We start from the raw sequence: 15083 nt of genomic DNA, 5'->3' as shown, positions 1-15083 counted from the left end.
ACCCAGGGGGGGCCCCACTTGCCCCCCACCGCGACGACGCGTGCGTAGTAGTGCGGTTCCACACGCCTAATGATGCCAGCGGCCACCGACGGTTTCCGGCCGAACACGGTGCCCGCTCAGCGGGTCAGGGTGGTCTCTTTCCGCTCGGTGTCCCATCGCGAGTCCTCGTCCCGGTCGAGCAGTGCCCGTACCTCGTCGGCCTCCGGCATGTCCCGCCGCACGAAGATCTCCAGCGCCTCGGTCAGGCAGGCCACTCCCCTTCCCGGCCGGCCGAGCCGGGAGAACGCCTCGCCGAGCGCGACGAGCGCCTTGCCCTGGATCCATTCGTCGCCCGCCTCCGCCATGAGGCCCAGCGAGTCCTCGGCACAGTCGACGGCGCGCTCCGGTTGCCCCAGGGCGAGGTGGGTCTCGGCCATCCGCAGCAGGGTCGCCCCCTCACGGACGCGCTGCTTGAGCCTCCGATACGCCTTGCGCGTCTTCCTGAGCCGAAGGAGCGCCTCCTCGGGACGCCCGGCGTCGCACAGCACGACGGCCGACCGGTACATGACGTCGGGATCCGTCCCGCCGCCCGACTCGCGGACGGTGCGGTCGGCCAGTTCCACCACCTCCACCGCCTCGTCGATCCTGTCGACCGACGCGAGGGCGAGCGCCATGTCGCCCAGGCCGGCCGCCTCACCGCTTCGGTCGCCGAGCCCGCGCCAGATCTCGACCGCGTCGGCGTACAGCGCGATCGCCTCGGTCGTCGATCCGCGACGGGACAGGACCGTGGCCAGCAGGTTGAGGCTGTCCGCGTACCGTGCCCGGTCGCCCTCGGCGAGGCTGAGGTCCCTCGCGGCGACGCAGTCCTCGGTCGCCGCGTCGAGGAGCCACCGGTTCACCCAGAACCCTCCGCGCACGCACCGGGCGTGCGCCTCGGCGCGACGTTCCCCGCGGGCCGCCGCCGCCTCGACGAGGGCTCCGGCCGCCCGCTCGTAGCGCTCGGGGGTCACGTCGGTCTCCAGTACGTCGGCCGCCATGTCGAGCAGCCGTATCGCGTCGGAGAGGGCGCTTCCCCGCTCCTGGGCGATCTGGTGTACGCAGCTGATCACCCCCTGTTCCTCGTCCTCGGCCCAGGTCACCGCGGCCTCCTCGTCCGCGAAGGACGGTCCCGCACCGGCCGGTCGGCCCGGGTCGGACACCGGGGCGCCCGGATAGGTGAGGTGGTGGGCCGCGGTCATGCCCGCGAGGTAGTGGCCGAGCAGCCTGTCCAGCGCGGCTCGCCGCACGTCCTCGTCGTCCGGTCGTGACCGGGCGAAGATCTTGAGAAGGTCGTGGTAGCGATAGCGGCAGGGAGAGGGCGACTCCAGCATGCTCACGTCCACCAGCGCCTCGCACACCTCCTCCGCGTCCTGCTCGTCCAGACCGAGTACGGCCGCCGCCGAGCCCAGTGAGAAGTCGGACGCGTCGGGGACGGCGAGCAGCCGGAACGCCGACGCGTGCGCGGCGTCGAGCTGGTCGTAGCCGAGGGCGAACGTCGCCTCGACGGCCAGGTCGTCCACGCGCAGTTCGGCGAGGCGCCGGCGCTCGTCGGCCATCCGGTCGCGCATCCTGGCCACACTCCAGGCGGGCCGCGCCGCGAGCCGTGCGGCCACGATCCTGATCGCGAGGGGAAGGTGCCCGCACGCCCCGATCAGGTCCGCCGCGGCCTCACGCTCGGCGGCCACCCGTGCCTCCCCCACGATCGTGGCGAGCAGCGCCGTCGCCTCGTCGTGGGACATCACGCTCAGGTCGACCTGGCGTACGCCGGACAGCCCGATCATCTTCGCGCGGCTCGTCACCATCACCGCGCACCCGGCGGCGCCGGGGAGCAGCGGCCGTACCTGCGCGGCGTTCGCGGCGTTGTCCAGCACGACGAGTATCCGCCGGTCCGCCAGGGTGGAGCGGTACATGGCCGCCCGCTCGCCCGGCTCCTCGGAGTCGGGCGGGACCTCCGCCCCGAGGGAGCGCAGGAACCGGGCGAGCACGGTCTCCGGCGTGAGCGGCCGTGTCCCGGAGCCCCCGAGGTTCACGAAGAGCTGACCGTCGGGATAGTCCGGCGCGAGCCGGTGGGCCACGTGGACGGCGAGGGTGGTCTTGCCCATGCCTCCGGCGCCCGACACGGCCGAGATCGCGAGTGCCGAGATGTGCCCCGACCTCAGGGCGGCCACCATCTCGTCGATCTCGGGCTCCCTGCCGGTGAAGTCGGCGGTGTCGGCGGGGAGCTGGCGGGGCACCTGCCTGGGGACCGGGCTCGTCGTCCTCGCCTGGCCGAGGGTGGGGTCCGCGGTGATGATCCGCTGGTAGAGCTCCGCCAGTTCGGGCGAGGGATCAATGCCGAGGTCATCGGCGAGCAGTTTCCTGGTGTCGGTGAACACGCCTATCGCCTCGGCCTGCCTTCCCGCGCGGTACAGCGCCAGCATCAGCAGCCCGCAGAACCGCTCCCTGGTCGGATGTTCCCCGCAGAGCGCGGTCAGCTCGGCGACGACCTCGGCGTGCCCGCCCTCATCGACCTCCTGGGCGAGCCTGCGCTCCAGCACGGCGAGCCGCCGCTCCCCGAGCCGCGCCCGCTGCCCCTCGGCGTAGCCTCCCTCCAGCCCGGCGAGCGGCTCTCCTCGCCAGAGCGCCAGGGCCTCGCCGTATCTCCCCTCGTTGGCGAGCCTCTCCATCGTGACCAGGTCGCAGGCCCCTGCCGCGAGGGCGTATCCGCTGCCGATCGAGATGATCGCCTCGGCGCCGAGGGCGGAGCGCAGACGCGAGACGTACGTGCGCAACGTGCTCATCGCGGCGCGGGGACGCTCCTCGCCCCAGACGGCGTCGAGCAGGTGGTCGTGGCCGACGGCCCTGCCCTCGGCCAGGAGGAGGACGGCGAGGACCAGCCGCTGCTGGGGAGAACCGATCTCCACCTCCGCGCCGTCGCGCCAGACGCGTACCGGTCCCAGGATCGAGAACCGCAGCCCGGGATCACTCATCCGACAGCGCCGTCTTTCCTTTGTTCTCGAACGGTGCCGTGGAACCGATGCCGTTCTCCCGCGCCGGGGCGTCGCCCGGTCGGCTCGGGGCCGTTTCGTTCCGCTGTGCCGCACCGTGGCAACTCGCCCCGATTCATCACGATGAAGCATCGTATGGCAGCACATCGACCTTTGCCGGGGAAACACCGTCGATCCGCTGCCGGATGGACGTGTCCGCTATAGGAGTTACAGCTGTCCGGATCAGGCCATTAGTGGCATTGCTGGCAACCGATCACCTTTGCCCCCCGTCTCCCTTAAGCCCTATCTGTCGTACGCAGGAGGCGATGTGCGCGTCCGCTCGGTTCTCTCAGCCGCCGCCCTGGTCTGTGGCCTGACCCTCCTCTGGCAACCGGCGCACGCCTCCGTTCCCCCGGCGGAGCGGGGCTCGGTCGTCGCTGCGGGCACGGCGGGCACAGTGAGCACGGTGGGCATGGTGGAGTACGAGTGCACCACCAGCGGCGTGACCGGGAAGCAGACCACCTCGATCAACGTCGAGCTGACGATACCGACCGACGCCACCACGGGCCGGCAGTTCACGATCGGCTGGAGCGGCACCTACACCGGCACCGCGCTGACGGCACCCACCGCGGGACTGCCCGCGGGCACCAAGCTGTACGCGTACGTCTCCATCAGCGGGCTTTCCGGGCTCACCTCCGCCACCGGGGTGGGAACCCTCGACTCGACCGGCGCGGGTCAGACCATTCAGCTGCCGACGACCCCGGTCTCCCTCGCCACCACGTCGAACAGTCCGGGCACCGCGACGGTGAAGCCCGGCGCCATCAACTTCGGGACGGCGCCCGGCCAGACGTCGATCGAGTGCGAGCCGAAGAACAGGGACACCCTCACGACCTACCCCCTCACCATCACGGCGGGCGGTCAGGGAGCCGACCCCGACCCGACGGACACCACCACGCAGCCCTCCGACGAGACCACGTCGGACGACGACGCCGAGACGGGCGAGACCCCGCAGGACACGGACGGCGAGATCTCCGAGACACCGGCCGGAGGAGCGGAGACCGGAGGCGGCGGTGAGAGCGGCCCCGACGGACGGGCACTCGTGCTCACCGGCTCCCTGGTCACCTTCGGCGCCGTCTCCGGACTGCTGTGGCGCCGTCGCGGCATCAGGGAGACCGTGGGCCCGCGAGCCTGACCCCCGGCGTCGGCGCACCCGGCGTCCCGGCGTCCGGATCGAGGCGTCAGAGCGCGTTCTGCGAGCCGAAGCGCAGGAACACCGCCGCGACCCAGAGCCATCCCGGGACGATGAACGCCCGCTGGATGAGTCCGGTCCTCGGCGAGTCACGCTCCCAGGCTTTGCCGAACGCGTAGGAGGCGGCCATCAGGGCGGCCGCGGCGACGGCGGAAAGAACCTTCCACGCCACCTCCGGCAGGACGAACGCCGCCACCGCCGCCGTGACGGGCAGCGAGAAGAACACGACGGCTCCGGCGTAGTCGTGCAGTCTGTGGGAGACGGTGACGTCCGCCGGATCACCCTCCGGCGTACCCGGCGGATAGCCCCGCATCGGGTCCATCCTGAAGCCCGATGCCACAAGACCCAGCCCGAAGATCGCCAACATCCCGCCCAGCAGCGGTTGCCGCCCCGCGGTGGCGATCGCGACGCCGCCGACGGTGATCGCGGCGCCGGAGACGACGAAGTTCGAGATCTGGATCCACCCGCGGGCGCCGAGGGCAAGGGCGCTGACCGGGTGGCGTACCGGCGAGTAACCGGGGCGGGTCAGTCCGTCGACCAGAAAGACCAGCACGAAAAACAGGGCACCGCTCGCGCCGATGACGTATGCCACTTGACGTCCTCCGTTGTCTCGCACGCCATCGGTAAGGTCCTACCGCGAACCGGCCGACCACGGCTCGACGCCGGCGCTTCGGCGGTCTCGGCCTCTCGAAAACCAGGAAACCCCAGCTCGACGTGCGAGCTGGGGTTTCCTTGGGTGCGCCGCCAGGGACTCGAACCCCGGACCCGCTGATTAAGAGTCAGCTGCTCTAACCAACTGAGCTAGCGGCGCTTGACGTTGACAAGCCTACCGGACCCGGCGCCGTGGTCCGTACATGATCGGATATATGCCCATCCGGAGGTCTGGAGATGAGCTGACATATGCCCATCGAGGGCGCCGACCGGAAAACTTCACCCCGAGCCGGGCGGGGCGAAATCCCGCGACGACCTGGTGCCGAGGGCGGAGCGAACAGTGTTCCGTACCGGCTGACTTGGGCAAATGCCGTTTAGGACTTCTCTCTCGGGTACGGGATCCGGAGCCCGAGGTATCACATCAAGGGAGACATTCAGTCATGCAGCCTGAGATCTGGAACTATCGAGCCGACGTGCACACCCAGGACAAGACGCTCGACGTCGCCGGGTACCACGTCGAAGCCACCGACGGGAAGATCGGCTCCGTCGACGAGGCGACCTACGAGGTCGGCGAGAGCTACCTCGTCGTCGACACGGGCCCCTGGATCTTCGGCAAGAAGGTCCTCCTGCCCGCGAGCACGGTGACGCAGATCGACCCGCAGGAGAAGAAGGTCTACGTCGCGCGCACCAAGCAGGAGATCAAGGACGCCCCAGAGTTCGACGAGGCGAACTTCAAAGAGCCCGCGTACCGCGACCGGGTCGGCGAGTACTACGGCCGCTTCCCCTTCGGCGGACCCGGCACCGTCTGAGCGTCCTCCGATCCCGGGACACCGGGCGAGACGACATGAAGAGGGGGCCCACCAGATGGTGGGCCCCCTCTTCATGTCGTCCTGAGAACGGCCACGTCTTGGAAGGCCAGGTCGTCTCGGGCACGGGTGCGGGTCGCAGGTGAGGCCGTCTCAGGGCCAGGTCGGGTCGCCCGAGGAGTCGACGGGACCGGGAATGACATCGAGGCGCTGAAGGAGGATGAGAAAGGTGGAGGCGTAGGGGGAGTCCCGCACGACGGCGGCGACGCGGTTCCAGTCGACCTGCTCGCGCAGGGCACGCACCTGCGGCAGCAGCGAGCCGTAGTCGCAACTGTGCTCGGAGAGCGGCAGCAGCCACGAGATGACCAGGTCGGTGGCCTCCAGGACGGGCAGGATCACCGCCGAGGCCTTCATCGGCTCCGCGCGCTTCAGCAACTCGGGCGTGACCGGGTGGTCGCAGATCGAGAAGATCAGATCCACCAGCCTGCCCTCGTCGAAGGCCTTGACCAGCCAGTCCTCCGGCGGCTGCCTGGAGGTCTCGAATCCCAGCTTGCCCAGCGCCTCGAGCGCGAGCGGCACGTCCTCCTGGGGAAGGACGAAATCGACGTCATGGAGCGAGGGGGCGGCTCCGCGGGCGTAGGCCGCGCAACCTCCGGCGAGCGCGAACCTGACGTCCGCGTCCTTCAAACCGCTGCTCGCCCGCTTCAGCGTTTCCAGGATCGCGTCGGTGACCTCGTGACTGTGGCTTCCCATAACCCACGCGTACCCCGTAACCCCCCAGGTAGGCATGCCAAACCTTTCCTTGGGTAAACGATGCGCATGATTCACCCCGAACCCTCGCAAAAAGAACAATCAGCGCCCGGAGAGACACACAAGGAGCGGGTCGACCGCGAACTCGGCGAGTTGTTACAGGGCCTGCGCGTCGCCGTCACCGGCGTGCAGGTGCTTTTCGCCTTTCTCTTCAGCCTGCCATTCGCGGCGGGCTTCGAAAAATTGGACGACCTGGGGCACATACTGTTCTTCATCGCCCTGTTGAGCGCGGGCGTCGCGTCCGTCTGCTTCATCACCCCGGCCGCCCAGCACCGCCTCCTGTTCAGGAGCAACCTGAAGGAGAAGATGCTGCACCGCGCCAACACCCTTGGCATCGCGGGGGCCGCCGGACTCGCGGTCGCGATGACGAGCACGGTCGCACTGGTCGCCGAGACGGTGCTCAACGCCTGGCCCGCGGCGTTGTTCGCCGGGGTCGTGGCGCTGCTGAGCGCCTGGCTGTGGTTCGTCCAGCCGCTGGTTGATCTGTACAGAACCAAGGATGAGGAAGATGTTAAGCAGTGAATTGTGAGGGCAGAGGCCGGTTATGGCTACTTTGCTTTGGATCATCGCAGTCGTCCTCGTCATCTCCGGGATCTACGTCATCCTGGCCCGTCGCGACCTGCTCTGGGGGATCGTCCTGATCGTCCTCGGCTTCCTCGTCGGCCCCGGGGGTGTGAGCATCTTCAATGTGTGACGCGAGCCTCGCGCTCGCGACAGCACAGATCGGTGCGAGCCGGCGGCTCGCACACCGCCCAGGTGCGGGCCACCCGACCCGCACGCCGATCCCGTACGGTCCGATGTCCGTACGCCGTCCGGTGCGGCCCTGAGGCCGGCACCATTTTCTCCAAGCGGGTTTCACACCCGCGAGAACACTTCGCAAGAATGTAAGCGCCCCGAACTCCCATAAGAAGCCTCGCGGGCCGGGTATACCCGGCCCGCTTCTTCTTGCCCGGTTGTCCGGGATACCGATCGTCGCCGGTTGTCTTGAATACCGGTCTTCTCCGGCTGTCCGGGATACCGGCCCGCCTCTTCCCGGACCGGGATATGTCCACCTCTTCCCGGACAGGGACAGGCCCGCTTCTTCCTGGGCCGGAAAATCCGAGATACCCGCTGAGACATCAGCGGGTATTCGCGTCATTCGACACCCGAACGCGAGGCCCCCGTCAGAGGAGATACACGCCGTACGCCCGGCCCAGCACCGGCAGCGCCACATTGCGCACCCTGATGCCTCCCGGCGTCACGCCCTTCTCGGTACCCGAGTGGGCGTGACCGTGGATGATCAGGTCGGCGCCCTCGGCGTCGGCCGCCTCGGCCAGCAGGTAGCTGCCGAGGAACGGATAGATCTCCAGCGGCTCCCCGGCGAGGGTGTCCTTGACCGGCGAGTAGTGGGACAACACGACCCTGCGGTCGGCCTGCAGCTCCTTCAGCGCGACCCGCCAGCGGTCGGCGATCCGCCTGGTGTGCCCGACGAACGCCTTGATCTCCGGCTCGCCGAAGTCGCTGGCGCACTTGCCCGCGTACCCCCCGCCGAAACCCTTGCCGCCGACCACGCCGAGCCGCACGCCGTCGATGTCGAGCACCGTCGCGTCGTCGTGCAGCACCTCGATCCCGGTGTCGCGCAGCAGGGCGGCGATCTCGGCGGGCTGGTCGGAGTGGTGGTCGTGGTTGCCGAGCACCGCCACCACCGGGATCGGCAGGTCGCGGAACTCGTCCGCCACCACCCGCGCCTCGTCCATGGTGCCGTGCCGGGTCAGATCCCCGGCGAGCAGCAGGACATCGGCCTTCTCCCCGATGTCGTGAAGCCGCTCGCGGTAGCTCCCCCTACGGCTCTCGTCCAGGTGTACGTCCCCGACCGCCGCGATCCGCACGTCCGTCACAGTCTCTCCTCCCCCATCGGCTCCCGTACGTCCACGACGTCGATCTCGTTGTGGACCTCCAGCTCGGGAGCCGCCTCACCCGCCACCTCCGCGATCAGCTCGCGGCGCTCGGCGCCGATCACCTGACCTCGCAGGTAGAGCTGATCACCTCGAATGTCCACCCGGATGCCGAGTTCCGTGGTCCTCTCGTCCTCGGCGAGCGCGCGCTGCACGCGCGCCGCGACGTACTGGGGAGCCTCCATCGCCGAACTCCTTTCCGTCGGAAACTCATCGCCTTCCCGCGAATCCCAAGGTCAAACACGTTTAAAACCCCCGGTCAGGGCAGGGTAGAACCCCATGCCCAAGACGCAGGCACGCCTGCCCCGTACATCCGGTGGAGACGTGTCCATGAAGATCGCGATGGTGTCAGAGCATGCGAGCCCCCTGGCCACCGTCGGCGGAGCCGACGCCGGGGGCCAGAACGTCCACGTAGCCGCCCTCTCCCTCGCGCTCGCCGCCCGCGGGCACGAGGTGACCGTCTACACCCGCAGGGAGTGCCCCTCCCAACCCGACGAGACCTCCCTGGCCCCCGGGGTCACCGTGGTCCACGTACCGGCCGGACCCGCGATGACCCTGGCCAAGGACGATCTGCTCCCCTGGATGCCGGACTTCGGCCGGTGGCTCGCCAGGCGGTGGAGCGCCGCGCCCCCCGACATGGTCCACAGCCACTTCTGGATGAGCGGCCTCGCCGCCCTCGCCGCGGCGAGGGACGCCGCCGTCCCCATCGTGCACACGTTCCACGCCCTCGGCACGGTCAAGCGCCGCCACCAGGGACCGGCCGACTCCAGCCCGCGCGAGCGTCTCAGGGTCGAGGCCATGGTCGCCTCCCAGGTGGACGCGGTGGTCGCGACCTGCGCCGACGAGGTGGCGGAACTGCGCCGGATGCACATCCCCCGGCGCCGGACGAGGATCGTACCCTGCGGCGTCGACGTGCGTTCCTTCACCCCTTCCGGACCGAAGAGGGACCTCGGGCCTGGGCCCGTCCTGCTCGCCATCGGCCGTCCCGTACGCCGCAAGGGCGTGGACACGACGATTCACGCCCTCGCCCGCATCCCCGGCGCCACCCTGGTCGTCGCCGGAGGCGATGTCGACGACCCGGAGGCGAGGCGGCTCTCCCGCCTGGCCACCAGGTGCGGCGTCGCCGACCGCGTGAGGTTCCTCGGCAAGGTGAGCAGGCAGGACGTCCCCACCCTGATGCGTTCGGCGGACGTCGTGGTCACCATGCCGTGGTACGAGCCGTTCGGCATCGTGCCGCTGGAGGCGATGGCCTGCGGTGTCCCGGTGGTCGCGTCCGCGGTGGGCGGGCACCTGGACACCGTCGTGCCCGAGGTCACCGGTCTGCTGGTCCCACCGCGCGAGCCGTACGCGCTGGGCGACGCGCTGCGCCGGCTGCTCGCCGCGCCGTCCGTGCTGGCGGCCTACGGCGCCGCGGCCGTCGCGCGGGCACGGTCCCGCTACGACTGGAACCGGATCGCCGCCCAGACGTCCGCCGTGTACGCGGAGGTGCTCTCCTCCCGCGTCCCGGCCTCCCCCGTCCCGACACCCCACCACCTCCCGGCCTCCCGTGGCGTCCCCGCCCCCGTACGGCGGGTGGAACGCGCACACGGCGCCCAACCGTGTCCCGGAGCCGCCTGACGGATCCTGCGGTCCGTCTTCGGACGTGACTTCGCGAACGGCTTCGAACACGCCCCGGGCAAGGCTCCGGACATGGCTCGGAGTGCGGCTCGGGACACAGGCGGGACACGGTTCGGGACACCGCTCCGGACACGCTTCGGACGTGCGGAGGCCCCCGGTCCCTCGGACGGGATCGGGGGCCTCCGCACGAGGTCGGCCGCCAGGGGTGAGGGCGGCCACCTCACAAAGTCACTTGCCGGTGGCTCTGTGGATGCTCCGGGCGGCGGAACGGTCGATCGCGGCCCTCACCACGCCGAAGATGGCGCCCTGGATGGCGGACGCCACGAGGATCTCGCCCCAGCCGTACTCGTCCGACGTCGCCTGGGGGGCGTCGTCCTTGCCCGACGCGAGCTTCCAGACCTGCTTGAAGATGACTCCGGCGATCGCGCCACCGAGCATTCCGCTCACGGCGCTCGCGCCGCGGGATACGACTCTGCTCACGTCCTCTGCCCTCCGTTCGCGTTCACTGAAGCGGCCTGCCTACCCATGCGAACCAGTCCATAACGGATCCGGAACGACGGGCGACACCCGCTGACGGTGCGGCTCCCCTATGAGAGAGATCCGCGGTTCACACCACCGGAGGGTCGTTGTAGTGACGCTCCTGGTAGGTGCGGCGGTGGGTGACGGGGTCCTCGATCACCGTGGTGGCCGTGGTGTCCGCCACCGCCCGGCGGGCGAGGCTGAGCCGGTACACGGCGAACAGGAGCCACGCGAGACCGCCGATCATCAGGATGACACCGACGATGTTGATGTCGAAGCCCGCGATGTCGAATTCGACCGCCCACGTGAGAATGGCGCCGAGCATTATGAGAACGATGCCGCCTGCGATGGTCATGGGATCTCCTCCTTCGAGCCAACTCACCTCCTCTATCCTCCGTGCGAATCTCAAACGTCACCTGGCGGCGGTAAATGCGGACGTCGGCCTCCCACGCGTCGTCACAGGCGTAGAAGGCCCCGGAAAAGACTCGGCCGCGCCCCCCGCGACGGTGGGGGCGCGGCCGAGGGCATCGCGCGGAAGGTGACGGCACTCCCCGGTGGGGATCCCGGACGGTCCACCCCGCGGGCGGGCGCGAACGGTGATCCCCCGAGGCCGGGCACCGGACGGCCTACTCCGCGGGCAGCACCGCGCCCTTGTACCTGTCCTCGATGAACTTCTTGACCTCGGGGCCGGTGAGGAGTTCGGCGAGCTTCTTCACCCGGGGGTCCTCCACCTTGGCCGGGACGGTGACCAGGCCGTTGGCGTACGGGTTGCCCTCGCCCTTCTCCAGGATCAGGGAGTCGGTCGCGGGCTGCAGCCCGGCCTCCAGGGCGTAGTTGCCGTTCACGATCGCGGCGTCCACGTCCTCCAGGGAACGGGGCAGCTGGGCCGCCTCAAGGGGCTTGAACTCCAGTGCCTTGGGATTGTCGGCGACGTCACGTTCGGTCGCCTTCACCCCCACGCCCTCCTTGAGGGTGATCACGCCGTTGTCGGCCAGGAGCTTGAGCGAGCGACCGAGGTTGCTCGCGTCGTTGGGCAGCGCCACCTGGGCGCCCTGAGCGAGCTCGGAGACGTTCTTGATCTTCTTGGAGTACAGGCCGAGCGGCTCGATGTGCACCGGGGCGACCCAGCTGAGCTTGATGCCCTTGCCCTTGGAGAACTCCTCCAGGTACGGGATGTGCTGGAAGTAGTTCGCGTCCAGGTTGCCCTCGTCGAGCTGGGTGTTGGGCTGGACGTAGTCGGTGAACTCGACGATCTCCAGATTCAGCCCGGCGTTGGCGGCGAGGTTGTCCTTGACGTACTTGAGCACCTCGCCGTGGGGCACGGGGTTGACCCCGACCTTGAGCGGCGCGTCGGCGTTCGGTGTGCCGCCGGCGGGCTGGGCCGTGTCGGTGGACGTCCCCCCGCACGCGGCCAGGGTCCCGGCCAGGATCAATCCGGCCACAACCCCAAAGATCTTGCGCATGACTCTCCCTAAATTCCTACACATCAAGTAGGAAATATATCTCACAAAAGGGAGTGCAAGGACAAATCCCTACTGGTCCGCGCAGATCTTTACTCTCCGCGCAGGGCGAGCATCCGCGCGATCTGCGCCGTACGCGAGACGTCGACGAGCCTGGCCAGCTTCGTGACCTCGGGGTGCAGCCCGGTCGCGACCGCCACCTTCGCCATCTGGGCGGCGTCGTCCTGCTGGGCGATCAACATGTCGAGGAACCTCCGCTCGAACTCGGCCGGCGGGGCGGCGGTCAGCGCCGCCACCTCCTCCTCGCTCACCCCGGGCATCCCGCCGTGGGCGGCGTGCTCGTCGTCGTCGGCGGTCGCGGGCTGCCCCCAGGCGTCCAGCAGGCCGGACATCGAGACCGACTCCCGCTCCTGGGTCACGCCGATCGCCTCGGCGAGCTCCCTGACCTCCGGACGGACCTGCCGTTCGCGCACCAACCGCACCAGCCGTACCCCCTGGGCGTTGTGGGGCACCATCATCTGCAGGAACATCACGTCGGGAGGGTTGAAGGCGACTCCGGCGGCGGTCCCGACGGGCGGGGCGGGCGAGGGCGTGGGCACTCCCGCACCGGCGCCCCGCGCCGAGTGATCAGCCCCCTGGGCCGAGTCCTCTCCGGAACCCGGGCCTGAGCCGTGTTCCGGGTCGCCGTGCGTCCCCTGGGCGGATGTTGGCCGGGCGGGAGCGCCGACGGCGCCGTGTGCCCCGTGACCGGCGGGGCCTCCCCGGAGCTCCTGGATGCTGTCGGCGCCGCAACCGGAGAGCAGGAGGACCCCCAGGACCACCGCCGAGACCGCCGGAACCGCCAAGGCCGCCGGGATCGCCGGGACCACTGTGACCGCACGCTTCAAGACGAACTCCTCGGTTCTCGGGAGGATTCCCGGAAAGTTCTCGGGAGGATTCCCGGAAGGAACGACGGATCCGGGCGGGGCGGTGATCACCGCCCCGCCCGGATCTCACCGGATCAGAGTCGTCGCCACAGGGCGGGGACGTTCGGCGGCTCCCAACCGGCCAGCGCGGTGTGTGCCTGCAGGCACTGGTAGGTCGCGCCGCCGTAGGTCACCGTCGCGCCCACCGCGTAGGCGGTGCCCGCCTTCCAGGTGCCGCCCGGCTGGCTCGTCGGGGTGGGCGTCGGAGTCGGGGTCGGCCGCGTGGGGGTCGGCGTCGGGGTCGGAGTCGATGTGGGGGTGGGGTTACTGCCGCCGAAGTTCACGTCGGAACAGGTGTAGAAGGCCTCGGTACTGCCCACGACACGCTGCCAGATCGAGAAGATGAGCTGGCGGCCGCTCCGCTGCGGGAGGTTGATCGTCCAGTTGGTGAACTGGGTGGGGTTCTGGTTGTTGAAGGTCCTGATGTGCTCCAGATCCGACCAGCGCAGCGGCTGGGTGGGACTCCAGCTCTGCTTGGTGATGTAGAACTCGAAGTTGCTGTTCGCGTGCGGCGCGGTCGCGTGGTAGGTGACCGTGAGCGGCCCCGGGGAGACCGAGGTGGCGGGCCAGTCGGCCCTGGCGAGGTTGAGCCCGCGATACTTGTCACGCCCGGCGCCGCACAGCTCGCCGTCGGGGATGATCTGGCGGTGGTTGCCACCGGCTTCGAGCCGGGACACCTCGTGCCAGTCGTAGAAGGCCTGGGTGCCCCCGGCCGCGACGGCCGCCTTGCACGCCGCCGACTTGGGGGTCTCCGGGCCTTCCGTCTTGCAGACGTACGCCCGGCTGGGCGGGTTCGACATGGAGCCGTGGGCGACCGCCGCGGTGGACGGCAGCAGAGCGAGCACGGACCCTACGCTGATCGCGGCGGCGGCACCGGTGGCCACCTTGTGTCGCAGATGCACGTGGACTCCTCCTGGAGAGAGAAATGGGAGGCAGAACTGTCCAACGAGCCGACGGATAGCACGTTATTAACAAGAAACCTTACTAAGGATTTCGGTCACAACGCCAGGGATACGTGGATATCAGTCCGTGACCAGCACGACCTTGCCCTGTCCGTGCCTGCCGGCGACCTCGCGGTGGGCGTCCGCGGCCCGCTCCAGCGGATAGGTCCCGCGCACGGGGAAGACGAGGTCGCCCTTGGCGTACAGGGCGGCGAGCTCGGCGAGGCGAGACGCCTCCCGCACCCCCCTGGTCCGCTGCACCCCCAGCTCCGCGGCCCTGTCGTGCTCGACGAGCGTGACGATGCGCTCCGCCTTCACCAACTCCAGGGAGACGTCCAGCGCCTCGCCGCCCGCGCCGTCCACGACCAGGTCCACCCCACCGGGGGCGAGGGCGCGCACCCGCTCCAGCAGTCCCTCCCCGTACGTGACCGGGGTCGCGCCGAGAGCGCGCAGGTAGTCGTGGTTCTCCTCGCGGGCCGTGCCGATCACCGTGGCCGCTCCCCAGAGCCGGGCGAGCTGGACCGCCGCGGTACCGACCCCGCCCGCGGCGGCGTGGACCAGGACCGTGTCCCCCTCCCCCACCCCGAGCTGCCGCAGCGCGATGTGGGCGGTCTGGGTCCCCGCGGTGAAACCGCCCGCCACCTCCCAGGGCATGTTCGCGGGCTTGGGCGTGACGTTCTCCGCCGGTACGACCACGTACTCGGCGTAGCAGTTCAGCAGGTTGAAGCCCAGGACCTCGGCGCCTACGGAGATGCCGTCCACCCCTTCGCCCACCTGGTCGACCACCCCGGCGAACTCGTTGCCCGGCACCCGGGGCAGCTCACCGCTCACCCCCGGCGGGGTCCATCCCTCCCGGATGGCGAGGTCGAACGGCTGCACGCCCGCGGCCCGCACGCGCACCCGCACCTGCCCCTCGCCCGCCTCGGGCGTCGGAAACTCCGCCGCCCGCAACACCTCGGGACCGCCGAACTCGAAAAACGCGGCTGCCTTCATGGGACTCCCCTTCGCTCGCGTACGCCTTCGCTCGCGTACGTCGCCGCCCAGCCTGCAACCTCAAGCTTGATCGAGGTCAACTCACCCGCTCCGGGCACCGATGGGGCGTCATACCGGCCGACGCGGAGGCCGGCCCCCTTCGAAGGGGGCCGGC

At 69.8% G+C, this 15083-nt stretch carries 16 protein-coding genes and 1 tRNA gene; 5 read left to right on the top strand and 12 right to left on the bottom strand.

Annotated features, from left to right (window positions below; genetic code table 11):
* Window positions 1-116: 116 nt before the first annotated feature.
* A complete protein-coding gene (locus tag AB0B96_RS32975) occupies window positions 117-2987 on the bottom strand; it encodes a BTAD domain-containing putative transcriptional regulator (RefSeq protein WP_362905076.1) in 2871 nt (956 codons plus the stop codon).
* A 325-nt stretch (window positions 2988-3312) separates the two neighbouring features.
* Here AB0B96_RS32975 and AB0B96_RS32970 point away from each other — a divergent pair, with 325 nt between their 5' ends.
* Complete coding sequence (locus AB0B96_RS32970) at window positions 3313-4176, top strand: hypothetical protein (RefSeq protein ID WP_362905074.1); 864 nt, start codon at window positions 3313-3315, stop codon at window positions 4174-4176.
* 46 nt (window positions 4177-4222) lie between these two features.
* Here AB0B96_RS32970 and AB0B96_RS32965 read toward each other — a convergent pair whose 3' ends face one another.
* On the bottom strand, window positions 4223-4825 hold the full coding sequence (locus AB0B96_RS32965) for a DUF998 domain-containing protein (protein WP_362905072.1): 603 nt from the start codon (window positions 4823-4825) through the stop codon (window positions 4223-4225).
* A 145-nt stretch (window positions 4826-4970) separates the two neighbouring features.
* A tRNA-Lys gene (locus tag AB0B96_RS32960) sits at window positions 4971-5044 on the bottom strand.
* A 280-nt stretch (window positions 5045-5324) separates the two neighbouring features.
* On the opposite strand from AB0B96_RS32960, the gene AB0B96_RS32955 reads away from it, so the two are divergent.
* Window positions 5325-5693, top strand: coding sequence for a PRC-barrel domain containing protein (locus AB0B96_RS32955; RefSeq protein ID WP_362905070.1), 369 nt, complete (start codon window positions 5325-5327; stop codon window positions 5691-5693).
* A gap of 150 nt (window positions 5694-5843) precedes the next feature.
* Here the strand turns inward: AB0B96_RS32955 and AB0B96_RS32950 are convergent, their stop codons facing one another.
* Entirely contained in the window at window positions 5844-6443 is a 600-nt protein-coding gene (locus AB0B96_RS32950; protein WP_362905068.1) for a hypothetical protein, read from the bottom strand.
* A 66-nt stretch (window positions 6444-6509) separates the two neighbouring features.
* Here AB0B96_RS32950 and AB0B96_RS32945 point away from each other — a divergent pair, with 66 nt between their 5' ends.
* The gene (locus tag AB0B96_RS32945; protein WP_362905066.1) at window positions 6510-7022 is read left to right on the top strand and encodes a DUF6328 family protein; all 513 of its coding nucleotides are present in this window, start codon (window positions 6510-6512) and stop codon (window positions 7020-7022) included.
* 22 nt (window positions 7023-7044) lie between these two features.
* Window positions 7045-7194, top strand: a complete 150-nt coding sequence (locus AB0B96_RS32940) for a GPGG-motif small membrane protein (protein WP_184719841.1) — start codon at window positions 7045-7047, stop codon at window positions 7192-7194.
* A 469-nt stretch (window positions 7195-7663) separates the two neighbouring features.
* Here AB0B96_RS32940 and AB0B96_RS32935 read toward each other — a convergent pair whose 3' ends face one another.
* The gene (locus AB0B96_RS32935) at window positions 7664-8377 is read right to left on the bottom strand and encodes a metallophosphoesterase (protein ID WP_362905064.1); all 714 of its coding nucleotides are present in this window, start codon (window positions 8375-8377) and stop codon (window positions 7664-7666) included.
* Window positions 8374-8619, bottom strand: coding sequence for a BON domain-containing protein (locus AB0B96_RS32930; protein ID WP_362905062.1), 246 nt, complete (start codon window positions 8617-8619; stop codon window positions 8374-8376). Before AB0B96_RS32930 ends, AB0B96_RS32935 begins: the two co-directional genes overlap by 4 nt.
* A gap of 94 nt (window positions 8620-8713) precedes the next feature.
* Between AB0B96_RS32930 and AB0B96_RS32925 the strand changes: the two genes are divergently transcribed.
* Window positions 8714-10051, top strand: coding sequence for a glycosyltransferase (locus AB0B96_RS32925; RefSeq protein ID WP_362905060.1), 1338 nt, complete (start codon window positions 8714-8716; stop codon window positions 10049-10051).
* Between the two features lie 228 nt (window positions 10052-10279).
* Here AB0B96_RS32925 and AB0B96_RS32920 read toward each other — a convergent pair whose 3' ends face one another.
* The 6 genes from AB0B96_RS32920 to AB0B96_RS32895 form a co-directional block, all read right to left on the bottom strand.
* Window positions 10280-10531, bottom strand: a complete 252-nt coding sequence (locus AB0B96_RS32920; protein ID WP_350944918.1) for a DUF4235 domain-containing protein — start codon at window positions 10529-10531, stop codon at window positions 10280-10282.
* A gap of 127 nt (window positions 10532-10658) precedes the next feature.
* Complete coding sequence (locus AB0B96_RS32915; protein ID WP_350944916.1) at window positions 10659-10925, bottom strand: DUF6458 family protein; 267 nt, start codon at window positions 10923-10925, stop codon at window positions 10659-10661.
* A gap of 271 nt (window positions 10926-11196) precedes the next feature.
* The gene (locus AB0B96_RS32910) at window positions 11197-12033 is read right to left on the bottom strand and encodes a MetQ/NlpA family ABC transporter substrate-binding protein (RefSeq protein ID WP_362905057.1); all 837 of its coding nucleotides are present in this window, start codon (window positions 12031-12033) and stop codon (window positions 11197-11199) included.
* Between the two features lie 89 nt (window positions 12034-12122).
* Window positions 12123-12917, bottom strand: coding sequence for a DUF305 domain-containing protein (locus AB0B96_RS32905; RefSeq protein ID WP_362905055.1), 795 nt, complete (start codon window positions 12915-12917; stop codon window positions 12123-12125).
* A gap of 113 nt (window positions 12918-13030) precedes the next feature.
* Entirely contained in the window at window positions 13031-13897 is an 867-nt protein-coding gene (locus tag AB0B96_RS32900; protein WP_362905053.1) for a lytic polysaccharide monooxygenase, read from the bottom strand.
* Window positions 13898-14017: 120 nt separating this feature from the next.
* On the bottom strand, window positions 14018-14929 hold the full coding sequence (locus AB0B96_RS32895; RefSeq protein WP_362905051.1) for an NADP-dependent oxidoreductase: 912 nt from the start codon (window positions 14927-14929) through the stop codon (window positions 14018-14020).
* Window positions 14930-15083 lie beyond the last annotated feature (154 nt).

This window comes from Streptosporangium sp. NPDC049046 (assembly GCF_040649155.1).
Classification (GTDB): Bacteria; Actinomycetota; Actinomycetes; order Streptosporangiales; family Streptosporangiaceae; genus Streptosporangium.
Note: the sequence above shows the minus strand (reverse complement) of the source record. Positions and strands in the feature narration are given on the sequence as shown.

Excerpts from the sequence above, each read along its gene's own strand:
- AB0B96_RS32910 (WP_362905057.1), bottom strand. The coding sequence starts at position 12,033 with ATGCGCAAGATCTTTGGGGTTGTGGCCGGATTGATCCTGGCCGGGACC.
- AB0B96_RS32945 (WP_362905066.1), top strand. The coding sequence starts at position 6,510 with ATGATTCACCCCGAACCCTCGCAAAAAGAACAATCAGCGCCCGGAGAG.
- AB0B96_RS32915 (WP_350944916.1), bottom strand. The coding sequence starts at position 10,925 with ATGACCATCGCAGGCGGCATCGTTCTCATAATGCTCGGCGCCATTCTC.
- AB0B96_RS32930 (WP_362905062.1), bottom strand. The coding sequence starts at position 8,619 with ATGGAGGCTCCCCAGTACGTCGCGGCGCGCGTGCAGCGCGCGCTCGCC.
- AB0B96_RS32975 (WP_362905076.1), bottom strand. The coding sequence starts at position 2,987 with ATGAGTGATCCCGGGCTGCGGTTCTCGATCCTGGGACCGGTACGCGTC.
- AB0B96_RS32925 (WP_362905060.1), top strand. The coding sequence starts at position 8,714 with ATGCCCAAGACGCAGGCACGCCTGCCCCGTACATCCGGTGGAGACGTG.
- AB0B96_RS32895 (WP_362905051.1), bottom strand. The coding sequence starts at position 14,929 with ATGAAGGCAGCCGCGTTTTTCGAGTTCGGCGGTCCCGAGGTGTTGCGG.
- AB0B96_RS32955 (WP_362905070.1), top strand. The coding sequence starts at position 5,325 with ATGCAGCCTGAGATCTGGAACTATCGAGCCGACGTGCACACCCAGGAC.
- AB0B96_RS32940 (WP_184719841.1), top strand. The coding sequence starts at position 7,045 with ATGGCTACTTTGCTTTGGATCATCGCAGTCGTCCTCGTCATCTCCGGG.
- AB0B96_RS32950 (WP_362905068.1), bottom strand. The coding sequence starts at position 6,443 with ATGGGAAGCCACAGTCACGAGGTCACCGACGCGATCCTGGAAACGCTG.